The organism is Streptosporangium brasiliense (assembly GCF_030811595.1).
GTDB classification, from domain to species: domain Bacteria; phylum Actinomycetota; class Actinomycetes; order Streptosporangiales; family Streptosporangiaceae; genus Streptosporangium; species Streptosporangium brasiliense.
This window is the reverse complement of sequence record NZ_JAUSRB010000002.1, coordinates 901,976-915,863: the sequence shown is the minus strand read 5'-3', so window position 1 is coordinate 915,863 and position 13,888 is coordinate 901,976. Positions and strand designations below refer to the sequence as shown.

The window sequence follows — 13,888 nt, the reverse complement described above, 5'->3', positions numbered from 1 at the left end:
CACAGCGAAGGCGAGGTGATTTCGCGGTGCGCAAGTCAGGGGCCATGCCGACACTTGATCCGGTGGATGTCGGCGAGCACGTGTGCTGGGTCGTCGATCCGGCTCAGGGATACACGGCCGCCACCTCGACGTTCCTGGCCGACGGTGAGCTCTTCGGTGACAAGGTGGTCATCGTCGGGTCGTCGCTGGACCCCGCTCCGTCGGCCGGTATCCTGCGGGACGCGATGGTGGTCGACCCGCGGCTGGTCCGTGGCGTGGATCCGGTGCCGGACATGAGTTCGATGCTGGGCCTGGTGCGGCGCGAGGCGGCCAGGGCGGGGCGCCAGGGCTACCGCGCGCTCCGCGTGCTCGCCGTGATGGACGAGCTCGTGCCGCCGGACGCGGGCCTGGACATGCTGATCGACCACGAGCTGCGCCTCGACGAGTTCGTGGCCGACAGCGCGGCCATCATGGTGTGCGCCTACGGCCGTGACCGCTTCGGCGCCGCCACGCTGGACCACGTGGCCTGTGTTCACCCTCGCGAGCTGGGCAGCGGCTGGGCGGGGCCGTCGTTCCGGATGTTCAACTCGGGTCCCGGCCGCTGGAGCGTGTGCGGGGTGGTCGACTCCGACGGCGCCGCGGCCTTCAGCGCCGCACTGGCCGCCGCCGCGGTGCTCTCTCCGGTGCTGCGGCTCCGTTTCGACGAGCTGGAGCTGATGGACGCCGCGGGGATGCGCGCACTCGTGGAGGCCGCCGCCCGTGCCCCCGTCAGCAGCATCACGGTCGAGGGCGCGAACCCGACAGTGCGGTCGTGCTGGGAGATGCTCGGCTACAGCACCTACGAGGCTCCCGTGGAGCTGACGCCATGACCACCCAAGTCACCGGTGCGGAGGGGACAGCGGGCCTCCGCCACGAGCTCTACTCCTACTCGGGGGAGGCGCAGTTCCTCGACGGGGCGCTGTCCTTCATCGAAGACGCGCTGGCCGCCGACGAGGTCGTCCTGGTGTCGGTGCCCGAGAGCAGGGAGCAGATCCTGCGCGCCGAGCCGGCCGGCTCCGACCCCCGGGTGGTGTTCCTGGACGTCTCCCAGCTGGGCCGCAACCCCGCCCGGCTCATCCCCGCCTGGCAGCGGTGGATCAGCGAGCGGACGGAGCAGGGGCGTCCGGTGCGGGGGATCGGCGAGACCGACTGGAGCGGGCGCGGCGCCGCGGAGATCGAGGAGCTGCGCTACCACGAGTGGCTGCTGAACCTGGCCTTCACCGGCTCGCCGGCGTGGTGGCTGCTGTGCCCCTACGACACCGACACGGTCGACCCCGGGATCATCCGGGCGGTCAGCCGGTGCCACCCGTTCGCCCTGGAGCAGGGCGTCCACCGGGAACACCCGGACTACGTCCAGGCGCCCTTCGCCTGGGAGGAGCTGGAGTCGGCCTGCGACCCCTCGGAGGAGTTCCGCTACGGCAGGGGAGACCTCGCGGCCGTCCGGGACAAGGTCTCCGCCTGCGCCATGCCGCACGGCCTGCGGGGGGAGCGACTGCGGGAGGCCCTCGTGGCGGTCACCGAGGTGGCCGGCAACAGCATCGCCCACGGGGGCGGGTACGGGACCCTCCGCACCTGGGTGCGGGAGGGCACGCTCGTCTGCGAGTTCCACGACGACGGGGTGATGACCGATCCCCTGGTCGGCCGTATGGTCCCGGCCCCCGGTCCGCTGAGCGGCCGGGGCATGTGGCTCGTCCAGCAGCTGTGCGACCTGGTCCAGGTCCGGTCCGCCCCGGAGAGCGGCACGACCGTCCGCCTGCACATCGTCATCCCCCCGCTCTGAGCCCGGCGGCGACGTCACCGGTCCCGCAGGGCCTCCTCCACGGAGGCGAAGATCGTGAAATAGGGCAGGAGCCCGGTGGTGGTCAGCATGTGGCGCAGGGTGCGGCTCACCCCGGCCAGGGACAGGTCGGTCTTGGTCTCCTGGCTCCTGCGCAGGATCCACAGCAGCTCGGCGAGCCCGGTGGAGTCGCAGAAGGTGAGCCCGGTGAGGTCGAGGACGAGCGTCGGTGTCGCGCCGGGGTCGCCGCTCCATACTTGGGCGAGTTCCCGCCGGAACATCGGCGCGTAGTCGTAGTCCAGCTCGCCGACCGCGCGGACGACGGTGGCGTCTCCGTGTGAGCCGGACGAGATGAGGAGCGTGGCCGCGCCTTCGGATGACATCGAGAACTCCTTAGACCCGCAGTTCACAGGGCGGGCGTTCCCCCTGTCCTACCAGGTATGCGGCTCCGTCGATCCATGATGACTGAGAATCGTAGGAGATTGACCTGTTCCGGGATGAATCGGAGTAGGGCGGGCGGGGAGTCCGGGCCGGGGCGGCCCTGCCGTCGGGCGGGGCGGGAGTGCCGCCGGGGGCGGCCCCGGCGGCACTCCTGTCCCTTCTCACATGTGGTCACATGTGACCGTCCGTTCCGCCGGCCTGCCGGCCTACGGGTTGGTGGTGATGGTGAACGTCGACGTCGTGTTCTTCACGTTCGTGGCGTTGTTGCTCAGCCTCAGGTTGTTGAAGGTCACCGAGCCGACCGCCGGCCCCTGGCCGGCCTCCGGCATCTCGTTGGCCCAGATGCCGAACCCGGACTTGGCGTCGTAGGCGTCCCCGCTCTTCTGGGCACCCGAGATCGAGATGTCCGTGAAGACGGTGTCCTTGATCGGGAACTGCGGCTGTCCTCCCACGTAGTTCGTCTGGAACATGATGCCGCTGTAGGTCGGGTCCACGATGTCCACATCGCTCACGCGGATCCCCTGGAACACCTTCGAGGCGGAGAAGATCCAGATCCCCGGGAAGGTCTGCCCGTTCCAGAAGTGGCCGCCGGCCCGGACGATCGAGATGTTCTCGAACCTCGTCGGCGGGTCGGCGCCGAAGCCGTTCATCGGGTAGCCGAAGTCGAGCGAGCTGATCGTGATGCCGGAGTAGACCAGCGTGTCGGCGATGTAGATGTTCCTGAAGACGTTGTCGTATCCGCCGTAGACCGCGACGCCGGCCGCGCGCCAGGTCAGGATGGACGTCAGGTTCTCGTAGACGTTGCCCTTCATGTCGGAGCCGCCCGCGTCGATGGCCGAGAACAGCGCGAAGCTGTCGTCACCCGTCGCCCGGGCCTCGTTGTTGGTGACGAGGTTGTCCGTGCTGCCGTTGGTCATGTTGATGCCGTCGGCGAACATGTTGCGGATCCGGGAGTTCTTGATCGTCACCCGGTCGGTGTTCGCGCCCCAGTACAGGCAGACCATGTGCTCGTTCCAGATGTTGTCGATCACCACGTCGGAGACGTTGGAGAAGTCGAACACCTTGCCCGGACCGTCGATGCGCGAGGTGTAGTTGCCGAAGTAGGCGAAGTTGGCGAACGTGGACCCCTTCGCCGTCCCGTCCGCGCGGAATCCGACGTCGGTGTTGTCCTGGGTCGACGGCGCGCGGAACTGCGTGTACCAGGGGCCGGCGCCGATCACCTTGACGGCCTTGCCGTACACCTGGAACTTGCTAGCCGTCTGGTAGGTGCCCGGCGGCAGGTAGACACCGACGAGGGTGCCCGTGGCGTCCATCCGGACCTTGTCGAGCGCGTTCTGCACGTCCTGGTGCGCGAAGCCCGCCGGCACCGTGTACTTGGCGGGGTCGGGGTTGGCGATCGGCGACACCTGCTCGAGGTTGATGAAGTCGATCGCGTACGTCGTCGTGTTGGCCGGGTCCTTCTGCAGCCTGATCTTGCTGCCGGCCAGGACGGTCGTCCCGAGCATGACGTTGGCCTCGTCGTAGATGTGACGCGGCCCGCCCGCCCCCGGCGAGTTGCCGGGCGCCGTCTCGTTCCCGTACAGCCAGGCGTACTTGGAGGTCAGGTTGATGGGCTTGAGGAAGGTGCCGTTGACGTAGACGTTGAGCGTCGAGTCGATCCCGCCGCCGCCCGGCGCGTCCGGGATGGAGAAGCGTGTGACGAGGGTGTTGGTGTCCGCCTTGGCGGTGAACTCGACGTAGCTGCCCGTCGAGTTCAGCGTCACCGCCCTGCGGCCGGACGCCTCGCCCGCCAGGTCGCCCACGGTCCGGTTCGGGCCGATGACAGCCGCCCCGCCGCCGACGACGGCCTCCTCGGCCTCGTACATGTCGTAGGGCATGTTCGCGCCGCGCCCGACGAAGAACGGGTGCGTGCTGGTGTTGTTCTGCCGCTTCACCGGCAGCTCGTTGGCGTCGTCGGCCAGCACCACCTTGACGCTGTACTTGCCGTTGGCGGCCGTCCAGGTGCCGAGGTTGACGGGGTTGGTGGTGGCGCCGGCGGCGATCGGGCCGGTGTGGGAGCCGGTCAGCGTGCGCACGACGGCGCCGGTCGCCGTGTCGGTGACCGTCAGCGTGATGCCGTGGGCGCCGCCCGCGGAGGCCACGGTGCCCTGGTTCTTGATCGCGACGGAGAAGGTCACGACGTTGCCGTTCGCCGGGTTGCTCGGCGTCCAGTTGACGGGGGAGACGACCAGGTCGGAGCTGTCGACGGGCCTGACGACGACCGGGGAGGGGCTGGTGAAGGCGTTGTCCGTCTCGTTCTGCTCGATGACGTCGCCGCCCTCGTCGACCTTGGCGCTCAGCGGGTAGCTGCCCGCGTCACGGGGACCGGCGTCGGCCGAGACGGTGCTGGAGGCGCCGGCGGCCAGCGCGCCGACCGAGGCGGTGCCGACCTTGGTGGTGCCCAGGTAGAAGTTGACGTCCGTCGCGCCGGAGGCCGCCGTCCCGGTGTTCTTGACCGTGGCCGACAGCGTGACGGAGTCGGTCTCGACCGGAGCCGCGGGAGCCGACGACATGCCCGTGATCGTCAGGTCCGGGTTCGGGGCCGGGGTGCCGATGACCTGGAACTCGGCGACCTGCCCGGCGGGCGCGCCGGAGTTCGTGGTGATCTTGAGCTGGACGTCTGCGACCCTGCCGGTGACCGGGATTGTCACGGTGTTGCCGGAGGCGGGGTTGAAGGTGTGGACCGCCGCGGAGGACAGGTTGGCGAAGGAGGAGGAGCTCTGCCCGCGCCCGAGGACCTGGATGGTCTGCGTGCGCGTCCCCCACACGCTGTCGGGGTTGAGCTTCAGCACGACCGAGTTGACGTCGGCGTCCGCGCCCAACCGCACCGTGAGCGTGTTGGGGTAGCTGCCGCCGTTGCCCTCCCAGTAGGTGGTCACATTGTTGTCGTTGGCGTTGGTGGCCACGAAGGTGAAGACCGAGGACGAGGCGGTGATCGGCTTGCCGACGGCCAGGTTCGAGCCGCCGCCCCCGCTGCCGCTGCGGGTGACGGTGTTGCTGGCGGCGGACTGGTTGCCCGCGACGTCCTTCGCCTTGACATGATAGGAGACCGTCGCGGTGTCGGGCTGGCTGTCGGTGTAGGTCAGGACGTTGCCCGCCACGCTGCCGCGCAGGACGTTGTTGGCGTAGACGTCGTAGCCGGTCACGCCGACGTTGTCGGTGGAGGCGCTCCAGGTCAGCTTGATCTGGCCGGAGGCGGGCTGGGTGTAGGCCAGGTCGGCCGGCGCGGTGGGCGCCTGCGGGTCGCCGGTGGCGGGGCCGTACACCTCGAACTCCGACAGCTGCCCGGCCGGCCAGCCCGTGTTCGCCGTGATGTTCAACCGTATGTACCGGGTGGTGACGGCGGCGAAGCTGATCGTCACCGTGTTGCCCGTGGCCGGGTTGAAGGTGTAGCCCGCGGACGGGACGACGGTGGTGAAGGGCGGGCCGAGCGTGCTCGTCTGCACGTTCAGGGTCTGGGTCCTGGTGGCCCAGTCCGCCGCCGGCGGCAGTTTCAGGACGACCTTGTTGACGCCGGCCGAGGCGCCGAGGTCCACCTGGACCCACTGCGGGAAGGCGTTGTTGGCGCTCTCCCAGTAGGTGGCCTGGTTGCCGTCGGTGATGTTGGCGGCCGTGTAAGGATTGTTGGAGCTGCCGGCCGAGGCCGCCTTCCCCGCCGCCAGGTTCGGGTCGGCCGCCGCCGCGGCGGGGGAGAGGGGCCCGAACAGGGCGAGCAGGCTGGTCGCGACCACCGCCGCGATCAGCCGTAATGACGTTACGTGCTTGTTTCTCATGGCGTTCCTCTATCTCTCGTCTGGAACGACGGGCGCGGTGAGGAGGCGGTGACCTCCGCCGCGGGACGCACTCGGCCGCTGGAGGGAATGACCGGCGGGACCGGCGGGACCGGCGAGGGGGTGAACGTCGGGACTACGTGGGACCTGGGCGGGGTCCGCGACCGTGGTCGTCGGGTGGCGATCGGACGCGCAATGCCGGAGCCGACATCACTGGGTCCTCTCCGTGGGGCGGAGCGGGCGCACGGACACTGCGTGTCCTGGCAAAAGTTGCGAGGAACAGCTAGAAAGTAACAGTAGTTTGCAAAAATCTTGCATCGTGCTGGCCAAATGTTAACTACGTGCTACAGTCGCGTCAACGGCTAGAAAAGGGTGGTTTTCTACGGCATATCGACTTGCTGCTGAGCTGATGGAGATTCCGCCGGGGTGGGCCGGTGAAGGCGATGGCGGTGGTGGCGACGGCGGCGGCGATGGCGATGGTGGTGGTCGCGGTCACGGTGGCGACGGAGGTGCCGGTCACGGTGGCGACGGAGGTGCCGGTTGCGATTGCGGCTGTGACGGCGATTGCGGTCGCGGTTGCGGTTGCGGTGGCGACGGCGGTGTCGGTTGCGGTGGCGGTGGCGCGGCCGGATCCGCCTGTTCCGCCTGCGGGGGGTATGGGGCGAGCGTGACCGCGACATGGGTTTGCTTTTCACCCAAGTCGCGAATGATCTGCGCATGACTCATGAAATAAATGACGGCTGGCGTCGCGGGATACGCCGGACCGCCTGTGGCCTGGCATTCATGTTGGCATGCGGCCTCTGCCCGGCCGTTCCGGCGGCCGCCGCGGCCGTCACCCTGAATACGCCGCCGGTCCCGGCCACGCCCGCCGTCTTCACACTGGGGTCGCTCAAAAGCTCGACCTACGTCATTCACCGCGGGCGCAAGACATGGGCGCAGTTCACCATGGACGTAAGGGTGCACAGCCAGAACGAGATCCCGGTGACCATCACCGGGATCGGCCGGAGCGGGGCCGGACTGAAACTGCTCTCTCCCGAGAAGCGGGACCCCTATGTCCTGGAGCCCGGGCAGAGCGTGAGGTTCTCCCTCAAATATGAGATCACCAGCTGCAATGCCGTCCAGCAGGGAGATTGGCCGATACCGATCCGGGTGCGGACGGACGACGGGGAGAGCATCGCCTACGCCTCCCTGCTGCTGTCCAAAATCGCGCCGAAATACCGGGTCAACGCGCCCTGGCAGGCCGCCCTGGCCGAACAGGCGTGCACCGCTCGCTGACGGGATCGCCCCTCCCTGGCGAGATCGGGACAGCTCCAGCGAGATCGGGACAGCTCCAGCGGGACCGGAGCGGGCCCCGGTAGGCATCAGCCCGTCCGGACCGCCGGCTCCCGGACCGCCGGCTCCCGGAGCGCCCAGCGTCCCACCACCGGATACTCCACGAACGCGGTGCACCACATCCGCCACGCGTTCGGCGGCATCCGGCGGTGCCACGGCCACGGGTGACCCATGCCGTTGCGACATGGGTCATGTCTGTGACATGGGTCATGTCGCGGCGTGTCACGTCCACCGTGACGGCATCCGTCTCATGCGGTGAGCCCGATGGGCGCTCGGGACCGGCGGTGACCGACCGCGGCGGCCGGGCGACAGGCCGAGCGGCGGGCCGGAAGGAGACGAGGATGTCCAGCGAGATCACAGTCATCGGCGGGGGACTGGCGGGTCTGGTGGCGGCCGTCGCGAGCGCGGAGGCGGGGGCGGCGGTGACCCTGCACGAGGCCCACGCCTCCCTCGGCGGTCGCGGGCGCGGCACGCCCGCCCCGTACGTCGCCCACGAGGGAGCGCATGTCTTCTACGCCGACGGTCCGCACTGGACATGGCTGGCCGAGCGGGGGCTGACCGGGAAGCTGGGCAGGCCGCCGCTGCGCGAGACGCGGGCGGGTTTCCTGTGGGAGGGGCGGCTGCGCCGCCGCCCGCCGGCCGGGTTCCTCCGCATGGTCACGCTGGGCCGGGGCCGCAAGGCGCCCGTCGACCGCGACTTCCTCGGCTGGGCGGCCGAGAGCTACGGGGAGGAGACCGCCCGCCAGGCCGCCAACGCCATCAGCGTGGTGACCTACGACGCCGACACCGGGAGGCTGTCGGCGGCCTTCGTGTGGGAACTGCTGCGCCGGGTGTTCGCGCCCAAGCCCCCGGCGGTGCGGTGGGTGGTCGGCGGATGGCAGGCGGTGATCGACCGGCTGGCGGCCCGTGCGCGGGAGCTCGGTGTGCGCGTCGAGCTGAACTCCAGGCTCACCGAGCTGCCCGGTCACCCCACGATCGTGGCGACCGAGCTGTCCTCGGCGCGCGCGCTGCTCGGGGACGCCTCGCTGCGCTGGGAGAGCGGCCACTGTGTCATGCTCGACCTCGCGGTGTCCCGGGGCGGCGGCGACCTGTTCATCTGCTGGGACCTCGACGGGGGCGGCTTCCACGAGAGCTACTCGATGCAGGATCCGACGGTGGCGCCGCCCGGTGAGTCCCTGTTCCAGATCGACATGCCGGTGCGCTCCGGGGAGAGCCGGGCGGACGCCCGGCTACGCCTTGAGGCCCTCACCGACCTGGCCGTGCCCGGTTGGCGCGAGCGGGTGACCTGGCAACGGTCCGCCACGGCCCGGGGCCGCACCGGAGCCCTGGACCTCCCCGGACACACCTGGCGCGACCGCCCCGCGATCGACCGGGGTGACGGGGTGTTCCTCGCCGGCGACATGGTGGCCGCCCCGGGCATGCGCGGGGAGATCTCCATCAACAGCGCGATCCGCGCAGCGGCGGGCGCGGTACGGGCGGCCGCCGCACGGCCGCACCACGGCCGCGCCGACTCCGCGCCGAAGCTTCCGGCGTAGACGTCGGCGGCCACGCCGCGTGCCCGGCGAGCGTACGGTGAACGTCCCCTCGGGCGAACGTACGGCGGACGGCGTCTGGCGCGCGGTCGTGACGGACGGGCGAACGGGACGGGCGAACGGGAGAGCCGCCTTCACCGTCCTAGCGGGCGGTGGTGGGCTCGGGGGTGGTGGCGGGCGGAGCGGTGGCGGGCTCGGAACCGGTCACGGGCTCGGAACTGGTCACGGCCTCGGGGGTGGTCACGGCCTCGGAGGCGGTGGCGGCCATGCGGCGGACGATCGTCGGGGCCAGAGCTCCGACTCCGAGAGCGGCGGCGATGCCCGCGACGGCGCTGAACCACCAGACCGCGGCGGGGCCGACGGAGGCGTAGACGGTGGTGCCCAGACCCAGGGCGACGAATCGGGCGATGCCCCAGGTCCACTGGTAGCTGCCCTGGTAGCGGCCGCGGGCGTCCGCCGGGGCGAGGCCCGCGATGATCGCTCCGGGGATGCCGCCGACCATCGCCTCGCCGATCGACCAGAGCACGACGGTCCCGGCGTACGACCAGGCGTCGTGCGCCACCCCGGTCAGCGCGATGCCTGTCGCGGCGAGCGCGCTGGCTCCCACATAGACCGGGATCTGCGGGAGCCGGGCCAGGACGTTCGTGGCGACCGGCTGCAGCACCACCACCAGGACCGCGTTGAGCGTGGCCATCAGGCCGAGCGTGGTGGCGGGCAGGCCCCGGTCGCGGATCGCCAGCGGCAGGCAGACCTCGGTGAGGGAGTAGACCACCAGGCCGGTGCCGAGCAGCGGGAGCAGCGCCCGCATCAGGGGATCCCGGTACACCACCCCGTAGCCCGTCCCGCTCCCGGAGCCGGTGACCCGGGCGGCGCCGCCGCGTCCACCGGGCAGCAGCGCGACCACGATGAGCGCGTGCGCCAGCGAGGTCACCGCGTCCAGCGCGAACAGCAGCCAGTAGCCGTGCGACGCCAGGAATCCGCCGAGAATCCCCGCCGCGGCGGTGCCGAGGTTGACCGCCCAGTGGAACAGGGAGAAGGCGGCGCGCCGCTGTTCGGCCGTCACCGCGTCGGTCAGCATCGCGCCGGAGGCCGGGCCGACCATGGAGCCTGCCGCGCTGAGGAACATGGCCGCGAGGGCCAGCGTGACCACGTTCGGAGCGGCGAACAGCAGGCCCTGCGCGACAGCCGTCCCGATCAGCCCGGCCAGCATCGTGGGGCGTCGGCCCAGCCGGTCGGCGAGCAGACCGCCGACCACCGGGCCGATCAGGTTGCCCGCGCCCAGCGCGCCCAGGACGTACGGGGTCTGCTCGGTGGGGATGCCGCGGCTCCCGAGATAGAAGACCAGGAAGGGCGTGACCACGTAACCGAGCCGGTTGACCACCGTACCGGCGAAGACGATCCAAGCGGTCCGGGGCAGCCCGCTGAAGGTGGAGAGCATGACGGGAATCCTGCGTCCCCCGTAGACTCACCACCAATGATTAAGCTCACGCTTAATCTACGGAGCCGATTGAGCACACACTGAATCCATGGAGTAGCCATGCTGGCCGAACTGGCCTTCTCCGCCGACGATCTGGCCCTGACCCGGTTCACGGTCTCGCCGATGTGGGAGGTCGTCACCAGTTTCCGGCTGCTGGCAGCGGGCCCCGCGCATCCGGTGCACCGCGCCTGGATCGATCAGGTACGGCCACGGGTGGCCGCGGCCGGGCTTGACTCGGGCTGGCTGGCCGAGCTGATCCCGCCCACCGGGTATCTCCCCGACTTCCTCACCCCGCCCTCCCGCGAGCCGGCTCCCGCCCTCGACGCCGAACTCGCCGCCATCCGGGCCACCCCGGCCGACCAGGTGCTGAGCGACCTCGACTACCTCGGCCGCACCGGACCCCGCTGCCAGGCCCTGCGCGCGGACCCGGAGACGCGGCTGGTCCGGATCTCGGAGGAGATCGAGACGTACTGGGAACTGGCACTCGCCCCCTACTGGGCGAAGATCCGCGTGGTGCTGAACGCGGACATCTTCCACCGTGTGCGCCAGGTCGCCGAGTACGGCGTGGGCCGCCTTTTCAACGACCTGCATTCCACGTTGAGCTGGGACGACAACACCCTCCGGATGGTCCGCAGGCACTGCGGCATCACCCGGGAGGCCACTGGGCCGGGGCTGCTGCTGGTCCCCTCCGCCTTCGCCGTACACACGCTCACCTGGTCGCGTCCGCCGGGACCGCCCCAGCTCGCCTACCCCGCCCGGGGCGCCGGCACGCTGTGGGAGCACCGCCCGGTGAAGCGCACCGAGGCGATCGCCGCGGTCCTCGGCCGCTCCCGGACCATCCTGCTGACCGAGCTGGAGGCCCCGGCCTCCACGACCGAGCTCGCCCACCGCACCGGCATCTCCACAGCCGGGGTCTCCCAGCACCTCACCGCTCTGCGCGACGCGGGTATGGTCAGCGCCCACCGTGCCGGACGCTCGGTCCTCTACGCCCGTACGGCGGTCGCGGAATCCCTTCTCGCCGCGACCGCCTGAACCGGACGGCCCCGGCCGGAGCACGGTGGTCACCGGCGGCCCGACCACGTCCACCGCGCAGGTGAACGGCCTCGGGCGATGGAAAGATGACCCCATGGATGAAGAGATCGTCCCCATCCTTCACGTCAAGGACGCCGGGGCAGCGGTCGACTGGTATGAGCGCCTGGGCTTCGTCAAACAGTGGGAACACCGCTTCCAGCTTGATTTCCCGGCGTTCGTCGAAGTCGCGCGGGGCCGTGTCCGGATCTTCCTGTCGGAGCACGAGGGCGACGCTCGCCCCAATACGTTGATCTACCTCTGGGTCCGTGATGTCGATGCCGTCGCGGTCGAGTTCGGCGTCCAGGTACGGGAGGCTCCGTGGGCACGCGAGATCGAGCTGCAGGACCCCGACGGCAACCGGCTCCGTGTGGGGACGCCCAGCGGCGCTGACTGACAGCGCCGGTGGCCGTCTACGAGAAGCTCGGGTGAGCTCCAGCCCGGCGGGGTGGCAGCAGCGCGGGAACGCCACGCGAGGACCGTTTCCGGCGCGCACCCGGCACGGGAGCCATGGTGTGACGTCCTCGGCATGCCGCGAAGACGGCGCGGCCCGGTTGGAAAAGCTGTGGCGACTGCTGCGCCGAGCTGTTACGAAAGGCGGCGGACAAGGGCGCGGGACAGGGGCGCGGGACAAGGGTGCGGGCGGAAGGCGGCGGGCGACGTGGGGGCGATCAGGAAACTCGTGATCAGCGATGTGCCGGTCGTGGCGGAAGACCATGGTGGGCACGGCAGGGATGTGCTTCTCCTGCATGGTGGCGGGCGGACCCGTAGGGATTGGGACGTCTTCGCGGAGCTTCTCGTGGACAGGGGGTTCCGGCCGGTGTCCATGGATCTACGTGGCCATGGCGAGTCGGGCGCGGCGCCCTGGTCGTGGCGGGAAGTGCTGGTGGATGTCGCTGCCGTCGTGGAGGAGTTCGGACTCCGCCGGCCGGTGATCGTTGGGCACTCCCTGGGAGGCATGGTCGCCACGCTCTGGGCCGGTGAGCATCCGGAGTGCCCGCTCGCGGTCAACCTCGACGGTCACGGCAATCCGACACGACCTGGGCAGTTCCACGGTCTGGACGAGGTCTCGGCGGCGCGCGCGTGTCAGGAGATGACCTCCTTCCTGGGTGAGATGGGGCAAGGGCTCCCGGAGTCATTCCTTCAGATCATGCGAGAGATAGACGCTCTCGACCTCTTCGCCGCCTATCGCGCTGCGCGCTGTCCGTTACTTGTCGTCAGCGGTGATGCGATGGCCTTCGCGGGCGTGTTCCCCGAACCTCTCGTCCCTGCCTGGAAGGCGTACTGCGCGTGGGTGGAACACGAGCTGGAGGCCGTCGTGCGAGAGACGTCGTCGGTGCGCGCAGTCTCCTTGCCCACCGGGCACGACCCACATCGTGAGGACCCGGAGGGGTTGGCGCGTCTCCTGGTCGGAGACCTCGCCCGGTGTGATGGGGGATCCTGGAGCGGGTGACGGGAATCGGACCCGCACTGTCAGCGCGGGGATCATCTGCTGACCTTGCTGTCCTGAGCTGGGAAAGCCGTCCTGAGCCGGGAAAGCAGGTGCGCAGGTCAGGGCGGGCCGTGTGACCGTGGTTCCCTGCGGTTCCCCGTGAGTCCCCGTGGTTCTCCGTGTGTCCCGCCTGTTCTGGCAGGCAGCTGGCACGCGGTCACGGCGGATGCTCTGCTGGGTTCAGGATCATCCGGGCGCTCTGTGACCGGCAGACTCTTCGAGAGGGCGGTCAGGACCTGGGGCCGATCATTCGTCTGGGCTTACGAGTTCGTCCTCCCAGTCCGGGGGGGTAACCGTCCCGGAAAGCCAGTCGCGCCGGAGGATCGCGTAGCCGATCGAGTCATGGCGGATGCCGTCCGGACCTGGCCACGCCTCTCGGTAGTGCGACTCCTTCGCGTAGCCGCTCTTGCGGAAGACTGCCCGCATCGCGTGGTTGTCCTGGCGAGTCGTGCCCTCGATCCTCATGATGTCGGGCAATTCGGTGAAGAGGTGGTCGGTCAGCCAGGCCACCGCCTCCGTGCCGATGCCCCGCCCCCGCCAAGCCTGCCGTACCCGCAGGTCGAACATGGGGGTGTCGTCGGCGAGGTCCTGTAGCTTGACCAACCCCGCGCGCTCGCCGTTTACCAGCACCCAGAACGTTCTTGTTTCCTCGTTGTCATAAAGGCCTTCGACGGCCCGGCGCTTGACCGTCTCCCGGTCCTGCGTCCCCGCATGGAATGGCCATTCTTCTTCGGTCAGGAAATTGACGAGTGGTTCTACGTCATCGGGCGAGAATCTCAGGAACTCGATATGCACTCCTTGATCCTCTCCACCGGCCATGCATTGGTCAAATGCGTTCCTGTCCCGTCCGGGAGTGGCCAGAGACCGCAGGCCAGGCCCCATGCCCAGACGGACACTCTTGGAGGCAACGGCAGCAGGATCAAGAGCTCTGGAGGATTGTGG

At 69.9% G+C, this 13,888-nt stretch carries 12 protein-coding genes; 8 read left to right on the top strand and 4 right to left on the bottom strand.

The genetic code is table 11. The annotated features are described in order from the left end of the window. Positions 1 to 26: 26 nt before the first annotated feature. Both J2S55_RS12640 and J2S55_RS12635 read left to right on the top strand, forming a co-directional pair. Positions 27 to 848, top strand: a complete 822-nt coding sequence (locus J2S55_RS12640; protein WP_306860045.1) for an MEDS domain-containing protein — start codon at positions 27 to 29, stop codon at positions 846 to 848. Next, positions 845 to 1,798: an anti-sigma factor RsbA family regulatory protein gene (locus tag J2S55_RS12635; protein ID WP_306860043.1), complete on the top strand. Its 954-nt coding sequence runs from the start codon at positions 845 to 847 to the stop codon at positions 1,796 to 1,798. The genes J2S55_RS12640 and J2S55_RS12635 overlap by 4 nt, the downstream gene beginning before the upstream one ends. A 14-nt stretch (positions 1,799 to 1,812) precedes the next feature. On the opposite strand, the gene J2S55_RS12630 is transcribed toward J2S55_RS12635, so the two are convergent. Together J2S55_RS12630 and J2S55_RS12625 are read right to left on the bottom strand one after the other, a co-directional pair. After that, positions 1,813 to 2,178: an STAS domain-containing protein gene (locus J2S55_RS12630; protein WP_306860040.1), complete on the bottom strand. Its 366-nt coding sequence runs from the start codon at positions 2,176 to 2,178 to the stop codon at positions 1,813 to 1,815. Between the two features lie 264 nt (positions 2,179 to 2,442). Beyond that, positions 2,443 to 6,048: a galactose-binding domain-containing protein gene (locus J2S55_RS12625; protein WP_306860038.1), complete on the bottom strand. Its 3,606-nt coding sequence runs from the start codon at positions 6,046 to 6,048 to the stop codon at positions 2,443 to 2,445. A gap of 431 nt (positions 6,049 to 6,479) precedes the next feature. On the opposite strand from J2S55_RS12625, the gene J2S55_RS12620 reads away from it, so the two are divergent. The 3 genes from J2S55_RS12620 (at position 6,480) to J2S55_RS12610 (ending at position 8,912) form a co-directional block, all read left to right on the top strand. Then, positions 6,480 to 6,716, top strand: coding sequence for a hypothetical protein (locus J2S55_RS12620; RefSeq protein WP_306860036.1), 237 nt, complete (start codon positions 6,480 to 6,482; stop codon positions 6,714 to 6,716). A 7-nt stretch (positions 6,717 to 6,723) separates the two neighbouring features. Continuing rightward, the gene (locus tag J2S55_RS12615) at positions 6,724 to 7,320 is read left to right on the top strand and encodes a hypothetical protein (RefSeq protein ID WP_306860034.1); all 597 of its coding nucleotides are present in this window, start codon (positions 6,724 to 6,726) and stop codon (positions 7,318 to 7,320) included. A 398-nt stretch (positions 7,321 to 7,718) separates the two neighbouring features. Next, positions 7,719 to 8,912, top strand: a complete 1,194-nt coding sequence (locus J2S55_RS12610) for an FAD-dependent oxidoreductase (RefSeq protein ID WP_306860032.1) — start codon at positions 7,719 to 7,721, stop codon at positions 8,910 to 8,912. A gap of 139 nt (positions 8,913 to 9,051) precedes the next feature. On the opposite strand, the gene J2S55_RS12605 is transcribed toward J2S55_RS12610, so the two are convergent. Further along, positions 9,052 to 10,347, bottom strand: coding sequence for an MFS transporter (locus J2S55_RS12605; protein ID WP_306860030.1), 1,296 nt, complete (start codon positions 10,345 to 10,347; stop codon positions 9,052 to 9,054). 99 nt (positions 10,348 to 10,446) lie between these two features. Between J2S55_RS12605 and J2S55_RS12600 the strand changes: the two genes are divergently transcribed. The 3 genes from J2S55_RS12600 to J2S55_RS12590 all read left to right on the top strand — a co-directional run bounded on the left by J2S55_RS12600 (position 10,447) and on the right by J2S55_RS12590 (position 12,907). Beyond that, positions 10,447 to 11,418, top strand: coding sequence for an ArsR/SmtB family transcription factor (locus tag J2S55_RS12600; protein WP_306860028.1), 972 nt, complete (start codon positions 10,447 to 10,449; stop codon positions 11,416 to 11,418). Positions 11,419 to 11,512: 94 nt separating this feature from the next. Further along, on the top strand, positions 11,513 to 11,851 hold the full coding sequence (locus tag J2S55_RS12595; protein WP_306860026.1) for a glyoxalase superfamily protein: 339 nt from the start codon (positions 11,513 to 11,515) through the stop codon (positions 11,849 to 11,851). 264 nt (positions 11,852 to 12,115) lie between these two features. Then, a complete protein-coding gene (locus J2S55_RS12590) occupies positions 12,116 to 12,907 on the top strand; it encodes an alpha/beta fold hydrolase (RefSeq protein ID WP_306860024.1) in 792 nt (263 codons plus the stop codon). A 285-nt stretch (positions 12,908 to 13,192) separates the two neighbouring features. On the opposite strand, the gene J2S55_RS12585 is transcribed toward J2S55_RS12590, so the two are convergent. After that, positions 13,193 to 13,741, bottom strand: a complete 549-nt coding sequence (locus J2S55_RS12585) for a GNAT family N-acetyltransferase (protein WP_306860022.1) — start codon at positions 13,739 to 13,741, stop codon at positions 13,193 to 13,195. Positions 13,742 to 13,888 lie beyond the last annotated feature (147 nt).